Origin of the sequence: Streptomyces sp. NPDC052020, assembly GCF_040680575.1 — a bacterium.
Taxonomy (GTDB): Bacteria; Actinomycetota; Actinomycetes; order Streptomycetales; family Streptomycetaceae; genus Streptomyces.
In genome coordinates this window covers 49,892-66,370 of the sequence record NZ_JBFAWY010000037.1, presented here as the reverse complement: position 1 = coordinate 66,370, position 16,479 = coordinate 49,892, and the positions used below count along the sequence as shown (strand labels likewise).

General features: G+C 73.7%; 15 protein-coding genes and 3 pseudogenes. 10 read left to right on the top strand and 8 right to left on the bottom strand.

The window, feature by feature from the left end; genetic code table 11:
- Nucleotides 1–91: 91 nt before the first annotated feature.
- The 6 genes from AB0L74_RS28845 to AB0L74_RS28820 all read right to left on the bottom strand — a co-directional run bounded on the left by AB0L74_RS28845 (nucleotide 92) and on the right by AB0L74_RS28820 (nucleotide 6,397).
- Complete coding sequence (locus tag AB0L74_RS28845; RefSeq protein ID WP_365658566.1) at nucleotides 92–1,609, bottom strand: MFS transporter; 1,518 nt, start codon at nucleotides 1,607–1,609, stop codon at nucleotides 92–94.
- A 224-nt stretch (nucleotides 1,610–1,833) separates the two neighbouring features.
- On the bottom strand, nucleotides 1,834–3,060 hold the full coding sequence (locus AB0L74_RS28840) for an MFS transporter (RefSeq protein WP_365658563.1): 1,227 nt from the start codon (nucleotides 3,058–3,060) through the stop codon (nucleotides 1,834–1,836).
- 259 nt (nucleotides 3,061–3,319) lie between these two features.
- Nucleotides 3,320–4,339: an EamA family transporter gene (locus AB0L74_RS28835; RefSeq protein WP_365658559.1), complete on the bottom strand. Its 1,020-nt coding sequence runs from the start codon at nucleotides 4,337–4,339 to the stop codon at nucleotides 3,320–3,322.
- On the bottom strand, nucleotides 4,270–4,572 hold the full coding sequence (locus AB0L74_RS28830) for a hypothetical protein (protein ID WP_365658572.1): 303 nt from the start codon (nucleotides 4,570–4,572) through the stop codon (nucleotides 4,270–4,272). The genes AB0L74_RS28835 and AB0L74_RS28830 overlap by 70 nt, the downstream gene beginning before the upstream one ends.
- On the bottom strand, nucleotides 4,569–5,306 hold the full coding sequence (locus tag AB0L74_RS28825; protein ID WP_365658556.1) for a TauD/TfdA family dioxygenase: 738 nt from the start codon (nucleotides 5,304–5,306) through the stop codon (nucleotides 4,569–4,571). The genes AB0L74_RS28830 and AB0L74_RS28825 overlap by 4 nt, the downstream gene beginning before the upstream one ends.
- Before the next feature lie 233 nt (nucleotides 5,307–5,539).
- On the bottom strand, nucleotides 5,540–6,397 hold the full coding sequence (locus AB0L74_RS28820; RefSeq protein ID WP_365658553.1) for a hypothetical protein: 858 nt from the start codon (nucleotides 6,395–6,397) through the stop codon (nucleotides 5,540–5,542).
- A 53-nt stretch (nucleotides 6,398–6,450) separates the two neighbouring features.
- Between AB0L74_RS28820 and AB0L74_RS28815 the strand changes: the two are divergent.
- The 7 genes and pseudogenes from AB0L74_RS28815 to AB0L74_RS28785 form a co-directional block, all read left to right on the top strand.
- Nucleotides 6,451–6,576 (top strand): annotated as a pseudogene (locus AB0L74_RS28815) (IS701 family transposase); the annotation flags it as partial.
- 98 nt (nucleotides 6,577–6,674) lie between these two features.
- The gene (locus AB0L74_RS28810) at nucleotides 6,675–7,613 is read left to right on the top strand and encodes an ATP-binding cassette domain-containing protein (protein WP_365658550.1); all 939 of its coding nucleotides are present in this window, start codon (nucleotides 6,675–6,677) and stop codon (nucleotides 7,611–7,613) included.
- Nucleotides 7,610–8,440, top strand: coding sequence for an ABC transporter permease (locus AB0L74_RS28805; protein WP_365658547.1), 831 nt, complete (start codon nucleotides 7,610–7,612; stop codon nucleotides 8,438–8,440). Before AB0L74_RS28810 ends, AB0L74_RS28805 begins: the two co-directional genes overlap by 4 nt.
- A gap of 107 nt (nucleotides 8,441–8,547) precedes the next feature.
- Nucleotides 8,548–10,299 carry a methyltransferase gene (locus AB0L74_RS28800; protein ID WP_365658544.1) on the top strand — a complete coding sequence of 584 codons (1,752 nt, stop codon included), beginning with the start codon at nucleotides 8,548–8,550 and terminating at the stop codon, nucleotides 10,297–10,299.
- Nucleotides 10,300–10,514: 215 nt separating this feature from the next.
- On the top strand, nucleotides 10,515–11,705 hold the full coding sequence (locus AB0L74_RS28795) for an FAD-dependent oxidoreductase (RefSeq protein ID WP_365658541.1): 1,191 nt from the start codon (nucleotides 10,515–10,517) through the stop codon (nucleotides 11,703–11,705).
- Between the two features lie 11 nt (nucleotides 11,706–11,716).
- The gene (locus tag AB0L74_RS28790) at nucleotides 11,717–12,655 is read left to right on the top strand and encodes a sigma-70 family RNA polymerase sigma factor (RefSeq protein ID WP_365658538.1); all 939 of its coding nucleotides are present in this window, start codon (nucleotides 11,717–11,719) and stop codon (nucleotides 12,653–12,655) included.
- Nucleotides 12,656–12,726: 71 nt separating this feature from the next.
- A pseudogene (locus AB0L74_RS28785) lies at nucleotides 12,727–12,918 on the top strand (VOC family protein); the annotation flags it as partial.
- Between the two features lie 69 nt (nucleotides 12,919–12,987).
- Here the strand turns inward: AB0L74_RS28785 and AB0L74_RS28780 are convergent.
- A pseudogene (locus AB0L74_RS28780) lies at nucleotides 12,988–13,376 on the bottom strand (oxidoreductase); the annotation flags it as partial.
- Nucleotides 13,369–13,962: a CGNR zinc finger domain-containing protein gene (locus tag AB0L74_RS28775; protein ID WP_365658535.1), complete on the bottom strand. Its 594-nt coding sequence runs from the start codon at nucleotides 13,960–13,962 to the stop codon at nucleotides 13,369–13,371. The pseudogene AB0L74_RS28780 and the gene AB0L74_RS28775, both read right to left, overlap by 8 nt.
- Nucleotides 13,963–14,053: 91 nt before the next feature.
- On the opposite strand from AB0L74_RS28775, the gene AB0L74_RS28770 reads away from it, so the two are divergent.
- The 3 genes from AB0L74_RS28770 (at nucleotide 14,054) to AB0L74_RS28760 (ending at nucleotide 16,457) form a co-directional block, all read left to right on the top strand.
- On the top strand, nucleotides 14,054–14,848 hold the full coding sequence (locus AB0L74_RS28770) for an MBL fold metallo-hydrolase (RefSeq protein ID WP_365658532.1): 795 nt from the start codon (nucleotides 14,054–14,056) through the stop codon (nucleotides 14,846–14,848).
- A 124-nt stretch (nucleotides 14,849–14,972) separates the two neighbouring features.
- Nucleotides 14,973–16,058 (top strand): LLM class flavin-dependent oxidoreductase, encoded by a 1,086-nt coding sequence (locus AB0L74_RS28765; protein WP_365658529.1) that lies wholly within the window; start codon nucleotides 14,973–14,975, stop codon nucleotides 16,056–16,058.
- Nucleotides 16,059–16,139: 81 nt separating this feature from the next.
- Nucleotides 16,140–16,457 carry a hypothetical protein gene (locus AB0L74_RS28760; RefSeq protein WP_365658526.1) on the top strand — a complete coding sequence of 106 codons (318 nt, stop codon included), beginning with the start codon at nucleotides 16,140–16,142 and terminating at the stop codon, nucleotides 16,455–16,457.
- Nucleotides 16,458–16,479 lie beyond the last annotated feature (22 nt).

Sequence of the window (16,479 nt, the reverse complement as noted above, 5' to 3'; positions counted from 1 at the left end):
ACCGCGGCCAACTCCCCACCCAGCACACCCGCTCAACGACACACCCCATCAAACGGACACGCCACCAGCGAACACACCTGACCAAGCACTACTAGAACTTCGGCACCGGAGCCTGCGCCTCCACCAGGGCCGCCGCCTCCTCCTCGCTCTGCACCGAGGGCGGGGACCCGGCGAGCGGCTTGCGGGCGGTCTCCTTCATACAGGCCACCGCGACGACGCCGACCACGGCCGCGGCCATCGAGTAGTAGGCCGGCATCATCTCGGAGCCGGTCGCGCCGATCAGCGCGGTGATGACGAGCGGGGTGGTGCCTCCGAACAGGGACGCCGCCAGGTTGTACCCGACGGACAGCGAGCCGTAGCGGACCGAGGTCGGGAACATCGCCGGGAGCGCCGCGGACATCGTGCCGAGCAGGCAGACGAGCGACAGGCCGAGCATCAGCATCCCGCAGGAGATGGCGGGCAGGCTGCCCTCCCGCACCAGGACGAACGCCGGGGCGGACAGGACGAGGAAGCCCAGCATCCCGGTCATGAGGAGAGGTTTGCGGCCCAGCCGGTCGGAGAGCCTGCCCACCTGGTTGATGACCAGCATGAGTACGACCATGGTGGCCACGAGCATCAGCAGGCCGTGGGTCTCGCTGTAGTGCAGCTCGTCCGAAAGGTAGGTGGGCATATAGGACAGCAGCATGTAGTCGGTGATGTTGTAGGCGCCCACCAGCGCGATGCACAGCCCCAGGGTGCGCCAGTGCTCGCGGAAGATCTTGGCCAGGTCGCCCCGGGCCGTGGCCGGCGGCGCTTCCGCCGCCCCGGGCACATGGACGTTCGCCTCCTCCAGCTTGAGATAGGCCGGAGTGTCGTCGAGCCGGAGCCGCAGGTAGATCCCGATCACGCCGAGCGGGGCCGCGGTGAGGAACGGCACGCGCCAGCCCCAGGCGTCCATCGTGCCGGGACCGAGCCAGGCGGTCAGGACGGTCACGAGCAGGGCCGCGCCGGTGTACCCGGCGAGCGTTCCCAGTTCCAGGAAGCTGCCGAAGAATCCCCGTCGCCTGTCCGAGGCGTATTCGGCGATGAAGGTGGAGGCGCCGCCGTACTCCCCGCCGGTGGAGAAGCCTTGCAGGAGCCGGAAGAGGATCAGCAGGACCGGTGACCAGAAGCCGATCGCGGAGTAGCTCGGGACGAGCCCGATGGCGGCGGTGCCGATCGCCATGAGGATCATGGTCAGTGCCAGGACCTTCTTACGGCCGATCTTGTCGCCCATCGGCCCGAACACCATGCCGCCCAGCGGACGGACCAGAAAGGCCACGGCGAACGTGGCGAACGAGGACAGCAGCTGGGCCGTGTCGTTGCCGGAGGGGAAGAAGACGCGGCCGAGGGTGGCGGCCAGATAGCTGTAGATGCCGAAGTCGAACCACTCCATGGCATTGCCGAGCGACGCCGCCTTCACCGCCCGCCTGACCGCCCGCTCGTCCGTCACCGTGATGTCCGACCGGCGCAGCCTGGGGTTCCGCCGGCGCCTGACGGCGCGGAAGAGGGTGGGGTGGCGCCTGACCGCCGCGGGATCGGGCATGCGGCCGCTGTCGCCGAAGGACGTGACGGACTCTCTGTGCGGCATACCGCTCCAAATAGACCTGGCTTATTGCACTTATCAACAGAACTTGTCACAAAAACAGGCATTTCAGTCATGTTGATCGCGGCGGATGAGCCGGCGGGTTCCCGGAGGGGCGTGCGGACCCCGCCGGGACGGAGGCGCCCGGGCGGAGACCCGCCCGGCGGGGCAGGCCTTCCCCGGTCCGCGGCCGCGCTGTCGGTGGCACGGCGCCGGCGGTGGGAGAGGGCTCAGGTGTCCGGGTGTCCGTCGCGCAGTTCGGGGGTGGCGATGCCGACGTAGGCCACGGCGAGCAGGCACAGCGCTCCGCCCGTCACCAGGGCGGCGCCGGCGGAGGTCCAGCCGGCGACGAGGCCCGCGCGCAGGCTGCCCAGGTGCGGACCCGCCTGGCCGACGACCAGTTCGGCGGCCGTCACCCGGCCCAGCAGGGCGTCCGGTGTGCGGGTCCGGACGATCGTGGTGCGGGAGAGGACGGCGGCCGCGTCCGCCGCCCCGGCCAGCGCCAGCATCCCCAGGCCCGCCCAGGCGCTCGTCGCCAGCCCGAACAGGGCGAGGGCGGCGCCCCAGGTGGCGGAGGCGCACAGCATCACCGGGCCGGGGCGGCCCAGGCGGGTGACCGGTCCGGAGAACGCGGTCGCGACGACCCCGCCCAGTGCCAGTGCCGACAGGAACAGGCCGAGCGTGCGCGGATCACCGCCGAAACGTTCCTCGTTGACCAGCGGGAAGAGGCTCGTCGGCATGGCCAGGACGGTGGCGGCCAGGTCGGTGACCAGCGCGCCGCGCACCACCCGGTGGCGGCCGAGGAAGCGCAGTCCGTCCAGGATGCCGTGCAGCCCGGGGCGGGACTTCCCGCCCTCGGGCGGCAGCGCGGGCAGGCCGAAGGCGCCGTAGAAGGACAGACCGAAGCTGAGGGCGTCCAGGAGGTAGCAGGCGCCGATGCCCCACCAGCCGAGGACGACGCCGGCGACGGCCGGGCCGAGCAGCATCATCGCCTGGCCGGAGACCGCGTCGAGGGCGAGGCCGGCCGCGACTTGGTCCTTGGGCAGCAGTCGCGGTACGAACACCCCCGCTGCCGGGGCGCCGGCCGCCGCGAAGGACGCCTGCGCCGCGACCAGCAACAGCACCACCGCCACCGGCACCCGCCCGGTGAACGCCTGCGCGGCGAGCAGCAGCGAGCAGGCGGCCTGGCCGATGGTGGTCGCCAGGTATACGCGGCGCCGGTCGGCCCGGTCGGCCCAGGCACCGGCCGACAGACCGACCACGACCATGGGAAGCGCCTGGGCCAGGCCCACCGCGCCGCTCCAGCCGGCACTGTGGGTCATGTCCCACACCTGGTACATGACGGTGACCATGGTCATGAACCCGCCGAGCGTGGACACGGTGCGTCCGATCAGCAGCCGCCGGAAGGCGCGGGAGCCCAGAGGGCGGACGTCCAGCAGGGAACGGGCCAGGCTCACGACGACGGGACGGTGGCGGGCACCGGGTGGTTTCTCACGGCGTAGGACGCTAACCCGGCCCCCGGCCGTTCGTCCAACCGGATGACGCGGGGACACCGGCGGCGGGTACACGGGCCGCGAAGGCGAGGACCGCTCCGCCCGGACGGGGCGAGGTGTCCCGTCCGGCACGCCGGTCCGACGTCGCGTGCGGCCACGGGCGCGGGCGGCCGGGGGTCTCCCGCGATCAGGTACACCCCGCCCGGTGGCGGCGGGCGCGCTCCTACGGCGCCCGCCGCCACCGGGCACGGGCCGTCCGCGCCGCTCCGGCGCGGCGCTGGGCCAGGGCCGCGCCCACGAGAACGACGCCGATACCGGCGCCCTGCACGGCCGTCAGCCGCTCTCCGAGCAACAGCACCCCCGTCCCGCTCCCGGCGACGACCTCCACCGTGGACAGCACGCTCGCCGTGGCCGGCGCGAGAAAACGCTGCGCCGCGAGCGCGCAGAGGCAGGCCAGGAGTGTGGAGACGACGGCGATCCACAACAGCACCGCCCACACCGGCACCACCATCACCTCGCCCACCCGGGCGGGGGCGTCCAGCATCCGGTAGGGGAAGGCGCTGACCGGACGCGCCAGGTCGACCGCCACCGCGCCCGCGCTGACGCCGAGCGCGGTCACGGCCGTGGCGTCGCGCCGGGCCAGCGCCCGCCCGGCGAGCAGGAACCGCAGGGACAGCGCGACCGCCGCGCCCAGCGCGGCGAGCACCCCGACCCCGTCCAGCCGCGGCCCCGACCACACCTGCCCCACCAGCAGCAGCCCCGCCACCACCAGGGCCGTGCCCAGCCAGACGGGCGTCGGCTGCCGCACCCCGCGCAGCACCCGCAGCCACACCACCACGATCACCGGCGCCAGGAACTGCAACACCACGTAGACACCGACCGGGATGCGGGCCACGGAGACCGCGCACAGGGTCTGCACCCCCGCGAAGGACCCCGCTCCCACGGCCGCCACCACGGGCCAGTCCCGTGGAGCGACCCGCAGGGCGCGCGGGCTGCGCACCAGCGTGACCACCAGCAGCGGCACCGCGGCGAGGCTGAGGCGGGCCTGGCTGATGTCCAGCGGGGCGAGACCGGCCTCGCCGAGCACCTTGCTCGCCGCACCGCCGGTACCGAAGCAGCAGGCCGACAGGACGGCGAGCGCGACGCCCGCGCCGCTCCGGCGGGCCGCCCCGCTCAGACGCCGCCCTCCCCGTCCGCTTCCGGAAGGAACCGGCGGTCGCGGGAGCCCAGCGGCCGCGGCCACCACCGCGCCTCCGCTGCCCCGGACGCGGGGAAGGGCCGGCCCAGCAGACCCCTCTGCCGTGCCTGGAGGCAGCGCGGCGCGAACGCCCGCGCCCCGCCCGGCGGTTCCGTCACCCCGTCGACGATCACCCTGCCTTCGGTCGCCGGCGTCACCGGCCCGCGCGCGGTGCGCCCGGGCCCGGAGAGCGTGCGGGTGCCCACGGGAGGTGGGGCGATGGTGTGCACCGCGCTCATGCGGCGATCCAGTACCGGGTGAGGTGGCGGCGTTCGTCCGCGTACTGTGAACGCGCGTGCAGCATCCGCTGGTTGTCCCAGATCAGCAGCGCCCCGTCCGGGATGAGCACCTGGGTGCGGTGGTGCGCGAACAGCGCGCCGACCCGGTGCGCGAGGTCGATGCCCCGCTGCCCCAGCGGCAGCTGCTCCGGCGGCGGGGCGGCGTCCAGCGGGGCGTCGTAGTCGGCGGCCGTGAGCAGGTTGTAGCTGAACCGCAGGACGGGCCGCTTCCCGTCGTACGACAGCATCGGCACGGTCACCGGCCGGTGGCCCTCCCGGTCGGCGTCCGGGCCGGGGAAGGCGACGGCGGCACCGGTCAGCAGCGCCCTGTCCTCGGCGGCGAGCAGCCCGAGCAGGGTGTGCAGGTCCAGCAGGTCGGTGTGGCCACCGCCGCAGCGGGCCTGGCGGTGGCAGTACAGGGCCAGATAGCGCGGACTGGGATTCCAGCCGGGTGCCTCGGTGTGGGCCCGGATGGTGTCGCGGCTCTGGGAGTAGGCCCGGCCCTCATGACCGGGGCGGTGGACGACCTCGTGCTCGACGGTGCCCGTGTACTGCGGCAGGAAGCGGCCGATCCGCTGTAACAACTCGATGGCGTGGCGCTGCCCGCCGAGCCGTTCCACGACGGCGTAACCGTCCTGCTCCAGCCGGTCCAGGACGGCGGCGAGGCGGCCGGCGGCAAGGTGTGGCGCTGTCAAAGCGTGCCTCCCTTCGGCATGTCACCCGTGTCACGTCACGATGCCGGAGCTCCCCCCGACCGGGGCACACCCCGGCACCACGCGGCCCATCCTCGGCAGCCGCGGGGGGTGGGGCAACGAGGAATGACCGCTTCCGGACACCGGCGCACGAGAGGACCGCCGCGGCCGGAGCCCGGCACTCCACCACCCCTGTCAAGGCACGGGACCGCCCGCCCCGCCCTGTGCCCCTGACGTCACCGAGGACCCTCGGCCCGCTGAGGACGGCCGGTTCCCCCGCGCACGGTCTCGGCCGGACGGCCGGAAGACTCCCGCCGCGCCTCCGGGCAGGGCAGCCGGGATCTCCGGCCCCGGTCCCCCTCTTCCTCGCCGGGCGGAACGCCCGCCCGGCACGTCCCACGGCCGCGATCACGGCGGCTTCGGGCTCGGCTGCCGCGATCGGTCCGGTGTTCGCCCGGAGCGCGGCGGGTACCGCTGGTCCCTGCCCGGCCGCTCCGCCCGACGCGACGGCCGCTGAAAGCCCGGAGGTGGCTGCGATGCCGGGGCGAGGCGTACCGCCACAAAACGAAGGGCCCCGCCACGCGGCGGGGCCGTTGTGCGGTACGTGCCACGTCCGTGCCGTCCGGCGCGTGCATGATCGTGTAACGCGGCGGGTCGTCCCCGTGGAAGCGGAAGAACGTGCGCCCGTCGTCCTTCGACTGACGCACGATCACGTCGACGCCTGGCAGAGCCTCGTACGTCGCCTGGTCCCGCGCGGTCGTCGGCTCGCAGGCTTCGGTCCGTCCGGCGTCGCGTACGCAGATCAGCGCCAGGCTCCAGGCGATTCGTCCGGCCCGCGGGTGGGCGGCCGCCAGCTCCCGCATCCGGGCGTCGGCCTGGGCGAAGGCCGTCTTCCGGTGATCGAACTCCGTCTCCGGCTCGTCGAACCGCCGGTCGTCGAACCCGCTGCCGAAATGCGCCTCCAGCGCGCCGGAGACGACGACTCGCCAGGCCAGGAAGAGCGCCGCCACGACGATCAGCGTGACGAGCACGATCCGGCCCGGCGAGCGCCGCCTCAGGCGCCGCTCGCGTTCGAGGGCGTCAGAACGAACCACTGATGGGTACTTCGACGTCCGCCACCGCGATCGCCGGGGGGTATACCGGCTTATATATCCGGCGACTGATCGCTCCGCCGCAGCGCGAGAACGGCCGGCCCCTGGCGGAGCAGGCCGGCCACGCGGGCCCGGACCGAATCCAGCGGATGCGGAACCGGATCGAGCGGGACGCCGGCGAGGCGAGCGGTCGACGGTGTAATCAAGTTTGACTAATCGACCAGGGCACCGTAGCTTGGGCCCCCGCTAGTCAAGTTTGATTAATGACGGAGGGGGCGTTGTGTCTGATCACGATCCGGCGATCGTCGTCGAGGGCCTGCGGAAGAAGTACGGGGACAAGCAGGCCCTCGACGGCCTCGATCTCACGGTCCGAGCCGGGACCGTCCAGGGCATTCTCGGCCCGAACGGCGCCGGCAAGACCACGGCCGTTCGCATCATGTCCACGCTGCTGCGCCCCGAGGAGGGGCGTGTCGAGGTGGCGGGCCTCGACGTGCGGACCCGGGCCGACGAGGTACGCTCGCGGATCGGGCTGCTCGGCCAGAACGCCGCCGTCGACGAGGAGCTCAGCGGCCGCCAGAACCTGGAGATGTTCGGCCGGCTCTACCATCTCGGCGCGCGCCGCGCCGGCGCCCGGGCCGATGAGCTCCTGGCCCGGTTCGGGCTCGCGGACACCGGCGACAAGGCGGTCAAGCGGTACAGCGGCGGCATGCGGCGAAGGCTCGACCTGGCGGCCTCGCTCATTTCCCGGCCGCAGGTGCTCTTCCTGGACGAGCCCACGACCGGGCTTGACCCCCGCGGCCGCACGGAGGTCTGGAGCGCGGTGCGTTCCCTGGTCGGCGGCGGCACGACCGTCCTGCTGACCACGCAGTACCTGGAGGAGGCCGACCAGCTGGCCGACCGGATCGCCGTGATCGACCACGGGAAGGTCATCGCCGAGGGCACGGCGGACGAGCTGAAGTCCAGGACGGGCGGTGACCGCATCGACGTGGTCCTGCACGACACGGCCCAGCTGGCCCTCGCGGCCTCCCTGCTGCCCGGTGACGTGGTGGTGGACGAGGACCGGCGGATGGTCAGTGCCTCGGTCAGCGACCGGATGGCCGCGCTGACCGAGACGGTCGGCGCGCTGCGGGCGGCCGGCGTCGAGGCGGAGGACATCGCGGTACGGCGGCCGACGCTCGACGAAGTCTTCATGCACCTGACGAAGGGGGACGTGGCATGAGTGCGACGCACACGCACAGTGCGGGCACGGCGCACGGTACGGGCTCGAAGCTGAGCTGGGCGGTCACGGACTCCTGGACGATGACCAGGCGCGAACTGGCCCACTGGGCGCGCCGGCCCGTACAGGTGGCCGTCGGACTGGTGTTCCCGGTGATGATGCTGCTGATGTTCAGCTATCTGATCGGCGGCGGACGGGGCGTCGAGGGCGACTTCAAGGCGTACCTGGTCCCCGGCATGCTCACCATGACCATGGCCTTCGGTCTGGAGGCGACGATGCTCTCGGTCACCCAGGATCTCGGCAAGGGGGTCATCGACCGGTTCCGTTCGATGCCGATGACCTCCGGCGCGGTCCTGGTCGGCCGGAGCGTCGCCGACATGCTGGAGTCGGCGGTCGGCCTGACCGTGATGATCGCGGTCGGATATGCGATCGGCTGGCGCTGGCACGAGGGCTTCGCCTCCTTCCTGGGCGCCGTGGGACTGCTGTTGCTGCTGCGGCTCGCGATGCTGTGGATCGGCATTCACCTGGCGATGGTCGCGGGCAGGCCGGAACTGGTGCAGGCGGTGCAGATCCTGGTCTGGCCGGTCAGCTTCCTCTCCAACGCCATCGCCTCGCCCGCGTCGATGCCGTCCTGGCTGGGCGCGATCGTGGAGTGGAACCCGATGTCGGCGACGGCCACCGCGGTGCGCGGCCTGTTCGGCAACCCGGGCGCGGGGGGCGGCTCCTGGGCCACGGCCCACGCGGAACTGCTCGCGGTGGCCTGGCCGGTGGCCCTGACCGCGGTGTTCTTCCCGCTGGCGGTGAAGCGGTTCAGGGGTCTGAGCCGCTAGGCAGGCCGTGTCTCTCGCGAGCAGTGCGCGGGATGGCCGGTGGACGGGCGCCCACCGGCCGGCGGACCGCCCCCGCTGCCGCTGCCGCCCCGGCCGGCGGCGGCGCCGTGAGCCCTCTGCCCCTGCTGCGGGTCCTCGCCGGGGTGCACGATTGCGCGGCGCTGCGCGCCGGTATCGAACTCCGCGTGTTCGACGCCCTCGCCGACGGCCCGCGCGAGGCCGAGGCCGTGGCACGGGCCGTCGACGCCGATGCCCGGGCGATCCGGGTCCTGCTGGACGTGATCGTCACCATCGGCGGGGTCCTCGTCCGCGAGGAGGAGGGCTACGCCCTCACCCCGGTGAGCCGCAGGTATCTCCTCACCGGCGGCGCGGACTACCTCGGTGCCGTCGCCGGCACCCACCTGCACGACTTCGTGTGGGAGGCGGAGCGGCGGCTGGCCGAGTCGGTCCGGGCCGGCGGCAGCGTCGTCACCGATGTCGGCAACCCCCACGAGCACCCGTTCTGGCGCGCCTTCGCGGAGGCCAGCGGCTGGATCGCCGCCCAGGGAGGACAGGCCCTCGCGGAACTGCTCACGCCCTGGGCGCGGGAGCGCGCCGCACTCAGGGTCCTCGACCTGTGTGCCGGCAGCGGTCGCTACGGCTGCGCGCTGGCGGCCGCGCTGCCCCAGGCCGAGGTCACCCTCCTGGACTGGCCGGGTGTGCTGGCGGTCCGCCGGGACGCCCCGGAACGCCGTGCGGTGCGCGAACGCGTCGGGGAGATCGCCGGTGACCTGTTCACCGTCCCCTACGGGGAACCGTACGACCTGATCCTGCTCAACAACGTCCTGCACAACTTCGGCCCCGACCGGTGTGAGGCCCTGCTGGAGCGGGTGGCCGCCGCTCTGCGGCCCGGGGGCCGGGTGGTCGTCCAGGAGCTGGTCCCCACGGGCGCCGACGCCCACCGCGACCATGTCGCCCACGTCTTCTCGATGATGATGCTCGCCCTGACGGCACAGGGCCGGACCTACTCCCTGGACGAGCTCACGGCCATGCTCGGCACCGCGGGCCTGGAGGTCACGTCCGTGCACGACGCCCCGGACCACATGTTCACCGTCTTCCTGACGGCTGACAGGACGCCGTGCCGGGGCGGCGGGAATGATGATCCGGTCACGCACGGGGAGCCGACGAGGGGCGGCCGGATGCACCGGGAACTGATCGCGCTCGCCCTGCGCGTGCGGCCGGGGCAGGAGACGGCACTGGCCCGCGTTCTCGCCGGGACACCGGCGGACGGCCCCCGGCGCGCACGGTCCGCGCCCGCGGTGGCCACCTTCACCGCCGCGGGCCGGGTGGTTCACCTCGCGGGGGTCACCGAGCCCCTCGCCGCCCCGGACCGCCTGACCGCCGGGATGGCCGGGATCGCCGAGGGATCCGACGAGGAGCGCAGCGTCCGCGCGCTGTGCCGGGTCCCCGAGGACGTCTCGACAGCCGCCCACCTCGCCGGCGCCCGTCTCGACCGGCGGGCGCACCACGTCCGGCCGGGGCCGCCGGCCGAGCGGGTGCACCACCGGGCCCTGCTCTATCCCGTCCGGCCCGGACACGGCGAGGCGCTGTGCCGCCTGCTCGCCGCCGGCGTCGCGCCCGGCACCCCCCGGCAACTCGCCTCGGCCCTGGTGAGCAGCACGGTGTACGGCAGGGACGACACCGTGGTGCGCTACTGGACGGCCCCGGCCGAGGAGGAGCTGGACAACGTCGCCCGGGTCGCGCCGCGCTCCGGACTCGGCGCCCGGCTGAACCGCCTGCTGGACTTCGCCGCCGACCTCACCACCCCCCAGGGCTTCCGCGCCTTCTTCACCGCCTGCGCCATGACGCCGGTGAGCTGACGGGGGGCGACATCGCCCCGGTGACCCCGGCCAGGGCTGGTCGGTCGCAGGGGCCGGGCGGCACCGTCTCGGCTGCCCGGGACAGGCCAGCGCCTGACGGTGGCTCAGGTCCGACCGCTCCTCCTGGTTCGGTGACGCGCCTCACACCTGGCGCCTGTCAGCAATCGGGGCGCCGTCTCGTTCAAGGGGCACGCGAACGAGACAGGAGCAACGCCATGAAGTACCGCATCGTCGTACTCGGCGCCGGATACGCCGGGGCCTTCGCCGCCGGAAACCTGGCCCGCCGGCTCTCCCCCGCCGACACCGAGATCACCGTCGTCAACGCCGAGCCCGACTTCGTCGAGCGGATGCGGCTCCACCAGCTCGCGGCCGGCCGGGACCTCGCGTTCCGCAAGCTCGCCGACGTGTTCGCCGGCAGCGGGGTGCGGCTGCGCCTGGCGCGCGTCACCGGCGTCGACCCCGAGCGCAGGACCGTCGCCGTGACCGGCGGTGACGGCGACGGCGAACTCGCGTACGACACGCTTCTCCACGCGCTCGGCAGCTCCGTCGCCCACCATGGCGTCCCCGGGGTGGCCGAGTACGCCTTCGACGTGGCCGGACTGTCCTCCGCGCTGCGTCTGCGCGAGCGCCTGGCCGGCCTGGGCGCGGGCGGCACCGTGCTGGTCGTCGGTGAGGGGCTGACCGGCATCGAGGCCGCCACCGAGTTCGCCGAGTCCCGGCCCGACCTCTCGGTCGCGCTCGCCGCCCGCGGCGAGCTGGGCGCCTGGCTCTCCCCGAAGGCCCGCCGCCACCTGCGCCAGGCCTTCGACCGGCTCGGCATCACCGTCCACGAGCACACCGCTATCGAAGCCGTCGAGCCGGCGCGGGCGATCGCCGCCGACGGCAGGTCCGTCCCGGCCGAGGTGACCGTGTGGTCGGCCGGGTTCGCCGTCCACCCCATCGCGGCCGACAGCGGTCTGGAGGTCACCGGAACCGGCCGGATCGTCGTCGATCGCACCATGCGCTCGGTCTCGCACCCGGACGTCTACGCCGCCGGTGACTGCGTCCACGCGATCGGTGACAACGGCCGGCCGCTGCCGATGTCCTGTGCCTCGGCCGGCTCCACCGCCACGCAGGCGACGGCCGCGATCATCGCGCGCCTGACCGGCCGCGAGGTCCCGGTCACCGGGCTGAAGTACCACGGCAACCACATCAGCCTCGGGCGGCGGGACGCGATCTTCCAGATGGTGGACGGGGATGCCCGGTCGACGTCCTGGTACCTGGGCGGCCGGACCGCCGCACGGCTCAAGGCGGGCGTGCTCAAGGGGGCCGGGTGGGGCATCGCCCATCCGACCTTCGGCGTGCCGAAGCGCCGGCGCCGCCCGGCCACCGGGCCCGACCGGGCCGGTGTGAGGGCCGCCGCATAGGGTGTTCCGCCATGGACAGCGCAGCCATCGAACGGTTCGAGGCCAGCCGGGGCCGGCTGGCCTCGCTCGCGTACCGTCTGCTCGGCTCCGCCGCCGACGCCGAGGACGCCGTACAGGACACGTTCCTGCGCTGGCAGGCTGCGGACCGCGAACGGGTCGAGGCGCCGGAAGCGTGGCTGACCAAGGTCGTCACCAACCTCTGCCTCGACCGGCTCCGCTCCGCGCGGGCGCGCCACGAGCGCGCCGCCGGCACCTGGCTGCCCGAGCCGCTCCTCGAGGGCGATCCGATACTCGGCCCGGCCGACACCTTCGAGCAGCGCGAATCGGTGTCCCTGGCCGTGCTGACCCTCATGGAGCGCCTCTCACCGGTCGAGCGGGCCGTCTACGTCCTGCGCGAGGCCTTCTCGTACAGCCACGCCGAGATCGCCGGGATCCTCGGCATCACCGAGTCCGCGAGCCAGCAGCATGCCCACCGCGCCCGGACCCGGGTCGCCGCCGAGCGCCGCCGCGGCGGCGAGACCGACCCCGCGTCCGCGCGCCGGGTCGTCGAGGAGTTCCTCGCCGCCGCCGCGTCGGGGCGCACCGAACGGCTGGTGGCGCTGCTCACCGACGACGTGACGGCGGTCTCGGACGGCGCCGGACTGGCCAAGCGGCTGCTGCGGTACACGACACGCGAGCGGGTCGCCTCCCATGTGCGGGCCGGCTTCAAACCCACGCCGGCGAAGCGGCGGCTGGCCGGCGGCTCGCCCGCGTTCCATGTCGCGCTGGTCAACGGCGACCCGGCCGTCCTCGCCGTGGTCGACGGCCGGGTCGCGGGCACCGTGGTGTTCGAGGTCCGCGACGGCAAGGTCGCGTCCCTGCGCGGCATCGCCGCCGCCAACCGGCTCGCGCGCCTCAACCACGCCTGGCGGCAGCACGAACCCGACACGCCGTTCCTCAACGTATGGTGACCTGTCATCGCGATCCCATGACCTGGGTGAGAGCGAGAACGGCGCTCCTTCGGCCCCGCGCTGACAGCCTGCCCGGCACGCCCGCCCGCGTCGCCTCCTAGCTGGCCGTCGACGACGTCGACCGTCGCGCCGAAACCGCGACGGCGATCGGCGCGCGTCTTGTCGTGCCTCCCTTCGACGCGGGCGGTCAGGGCCGCATGGCGACCCTGATCGACCCGGTGGGCGCTGCCTTCTCGCTGTGGCGGCCCGGCAGGTTCTCCGGATCGACGCGCGCCCCCAGCCCTGTGCTCAAAGAGTCGGACCGGACGCGGGAGTGTCGTGGCGTCGAGAGGTCAGACGCGGAGCATGTCGGTCGAGACCGCCCAGAGGCGCTCGGCGACAGCGGGATCGAGCGCCCATTCTTGACACCGTGCGGGTGCTGCGCGAGGCCGGCGTCGTTCGTCACGGTGTAGGCCCCCGTGCGCGTCATCGGGGTAGTGGCCTCCAGAGGGGGCGGACTTTGGGGCGGCGGCCGCGACAAGGCCGGTGGCGGTCCCTGCTGGACTGTCTTGTACGTGAAGACTCCGGCGGCCTCGGCCGCGTCGAGTGACCGCTTCTGTCGCTGAGTGAGGTTCCGCCGCGGGCCCGTCGCGACACCGCCGGGGTTCACTGCGTTGGCGACGATGCCGTCGGACGCCCACAGGCGGGTCGCCCCGACGGCGAACGCGGCGTCGTCAGTCCGTCGCGGTGCGGCGGGCGTAGGCGCGGGCGGCTCGGGCGCGGTCGCCGCAGCGGGTGGAGCACCACTGGCGACGGCCGTGCTTGAGCAGGAAGCGGTTGCAGGGCGGGGAGGCGCAGGCGGCTAGGCGGGCGGCGTCCGGGGAGGTGAGCAGATCGGCGGCGTCGGCGGCGACGACGGCCAGGGCGTGCTCGACGATCGCGGTGGTGGGGTGGGGGGTGGCGCGGTAGGGACCGGCCTTCTCGTCCCACAACAGGAGGGGTGCGGTGGGGACGCGGGTCATCGCGTCGTTGATCGCCGTGACGGCGGCGGGCAGGGCGGGCTGTCCGGCGACACGGGAGGCCAGTAGCGACCTGACCTGTTCGCGCAACGAGCGCAGCTGCGTCGCGCATACCTCCGCCAAGCCGGCGTCGGCCGGGGCGAGGTCGCGCCGCGCCAGCCACCGCTCGGCCCGCGCCGGGGTTCCCAGGAGGTCGGCTGTGTGCCCGCCGGGCAGTGCGACGGCACTGTTGGCCAAGGCCAGGGCCGGATGCTCCGCCTCGCCCGGTGCCGACGGCAAGGCGGCTTCTTCCGTCACGAACTCTTCCATGCCTCTCATGGTACGGGTTGCATCCATCCGTGAGACACACGTACAGTCGACTCACGGTTAACGCGCAACCTATCCGTGAGGAACTTTTTTCGTGTCTTCCCCGACCCCGCAGACCGCCCCCTTCCCCGTCCGCGTCTTCGGCGGCCCGACTGCCCTCTTCGACTACGGCGGCCTGCGCTTTCTCACCGACCCGACCTTCGACGGCCCCGGCGAACACCAGGCACCGGCCGTCGTGCTGACCAAGACGGCGGCGGCCGACGGCAGCCCGGCCGATCTCGGCCGCGTCGACGTGGTCCTGCTCTCCCATGACGAGCACGCCGACAACCTCGACACCTCCGGCCGGGCCCTGCTCGCCGACGTCCCGCTGACGCTCACCACCCCCGGCGGCGGAGAGCGTCTCGGGGAGGCGGCCACCGGCCTCGCCGACTGGCAGTCGGTCGAGCTCGAGCGCCGGGACGGCGGGCCCGGCACGGTGACCGTGACCGGCGTGCCCGCCATCCACGGCCCCGGCCCCCGCGAGGAGGTCGAGCCGATCACCGGCCAGGTCGTCGGGTTCGTCCTGACCGGCGAGGGCCTGCCCACCGTCTACGTCAGCGGCGACAACGCCTCTCTCGACGCGGTCAGGGACATCGCCGAGCGCTTCGCCCCGGTGGACACGGCCCTCCTCTTTGCCGGAGCGCCCCGCTTCGCCGAAGTCTTCGACGGCGAGGTGATCGTTCTGGACAGCGCCCAGGCCGCCCAGGCCGCGAAGATCCTCGATGCCGGCCACGTGGTCCCCGTCCACTACGACAGCTGGGCCCACTTCACCGAGGGCCGTGACGAGCTCGTCGCCGCCTTCGCCGCCGCCGGTCTCGCCGGCCGCGTCGACTTCGGCGTCCGCGGCTGACCCCACGCACGCTGGGCACAGAGACCGGACACGGCCGGGCGCCCGCCGACAGAGACCCGCCGCGACTGTCGGCCGGCGCCCGGCGCCTCCCTCACCTCCCGCACCACCGAAGGACCGCACGACCATGACCGACCCGATCCGCGGCACCCGCCATGGCTCCGCCCCCGCCCCTCTGTCCGTACTGGACTCCGCCATGACCGGCACCGGCCAGACCGCCGCGGAGGCTCTGGCCGGCAGCATCGAACTCGCCCGGCTCGCCGACCGGCGCGGCTTCACCCGCTACTGGATGAACGAGCACCACGCCATGCCCGGCGTCTCCACCTCCAGCCCGCCCGTCCTGCTGGCCCGGCTCACCGCGGAGACCAGCAGGCTGCGGCTCGGCGCGGGCGGGATCATGCTGCCCAACCACCCGCCGCTGGTCGTCGCCGAACAGTTCGGCATGCTGGACGCCCTCGCCCCCGGCCGTATCGACCTGGGCCTGGGCCGCGCCCCGGGCACCGACCACGCCACGGCCGCCGCCCTGCGCCGCGGCGCGAGCGGCGCCGAGGACTTCCCCCAGCAGGTGGCCGAGCTGCTGCACTTCCTCGGCGACGACTTCCCCGCCGAACACCCATACGCCGGCCGCGTGTACGCCGTGCCCGGGCCCGCCCAGGACCGGCTCAACGGCGTCACCCCGCCCGCCGGCCGCCTGCCGGTGTGGCTGCTCGGCTCGTCCGGCTACTCCGCGCAGCTCGCCGCCCGGCTCGGCCTGCCGTTCGCCTTCGCCGCGCACTTCAACCCGCGCGATGTCGTGGCCGCCCTGCGTCTGTACCGCGAGCGCTTCACCCCGTCCGAGGCCCTGGCCGAGCCGTACGCGCTGGTCAGCTTCACCATCGCGGCATCCGACGACGAGCGGGAGGCCCGCCGCCAGGCCGGCACCCTCGCACACGCCATGCTCCGCATGTTCCAGCGCAAGTCCTACCTGCTGCCGTCCCCCGAGGAAGTGGACGCCTACACCTACGACGCCCAGGAACGCCAGATCGTCGACAGCTGGCTGAACCACGTCCCGCACGGCACCCCCGGGCAGGTCACCGCCCACCTGAACCAGGTCCAGCGGGACTCCGGCGCGGACGAGCTCATGATCGGCGGCGTCGGCCACTCCGTCCAGGCCCGGCTGCGTTCCACCGAGCTGATCGCCGACGCCTACGGCATGCCCGACACCCCGCGCTGACACGGGACGGACGATCCTCCGCCCGCCAACGCCCCCGTCACCCGAAGTCCCCCGATTCCCGGGAGTTCCCGAGGAGTTCTCGTGGCCACCGTTCTCGCCCTGTCCGGCAGCCCCTCCCAACGTCCCGTACCGCGCTCCTGGCCGAGCACACCGCCACGGACCTCCGGGCCCGCGGCCACCGGACCCACGTACTCACCCCGCGCGGCCTGCCCGCGGCACCGCTGTTCACCGCGCTCGGCGCCCAGGTCACCCAGGGGCCGGTTCGTCCTGGGCCGGCACAGCACGACCTCCCCGGACGGCGCGATGGCCCTCGCCCACGACGCCGAGCGGCAACTGGCCCACATCATCGGCCACTTCGTCCGCGCTCTCCCGTTCCGCGCACACCTGAACGCCGCCTGACGACCACCGGGCCCCCCCGTCC

What these genes read in the sequence shown, in the direction of transcription:
- AB0L74_RS28845 (WP_365658566.1), bottom strand. Translation starts at nt 1,609, where the DNA reads ATGCCGCACAGAGAGTCCGTCACGTCCTTCGGCGACAGCGGCCGCATG.
- AB0L74_RS28830 (WP_365658572.1), bottom strand. Translation starts at nt 4,572, where the DNA reads ATGAGCGCGGTGCACACCATCGCCCCACCTCCCGTGGGCACCCGCACG.
- AB0L74_RS28805 (WP_365658547.1), top strand. Translation starts at nt 7,610, where the DNA reads ATGAGTGCGACGCACACGCACAGTGCGGGCACGGCGCACGGTACGGGC.
- AB0L74_RS28795 (WP_365658541.1), top strand. Translation starts at nt 10,515, where the DNA reads ATGAAGTACCGCATCGTCGTACTCGGCGCCGGATACGCCGGGGCCTTC.
- AB0L74_RS28790 (WP_365658538.1), top strand. Translation starts at nt 11,717, where the DNA reads ATGGACAGCGCAGCCATCGAACGGTTCGAGGCCAGCCGGGGCCGGCTG.
- AB0L74_RS28775 (WP_365658535.1), bottom strand. Translation starts at nt 13,962, where the DNA reads ATGGAAGAGTTCGTGACGGAAGAAGCCGCCTTGCCGTCGGCACCGGGC.
- AB0L74_RS28765 (WP_365658529.1), top strand. Translation starts at nt 14,973, where the DNA reads ATGACCGACCCGATCCGCGGCACCCGCCATGGCTCCGCCCCCGCCCCT.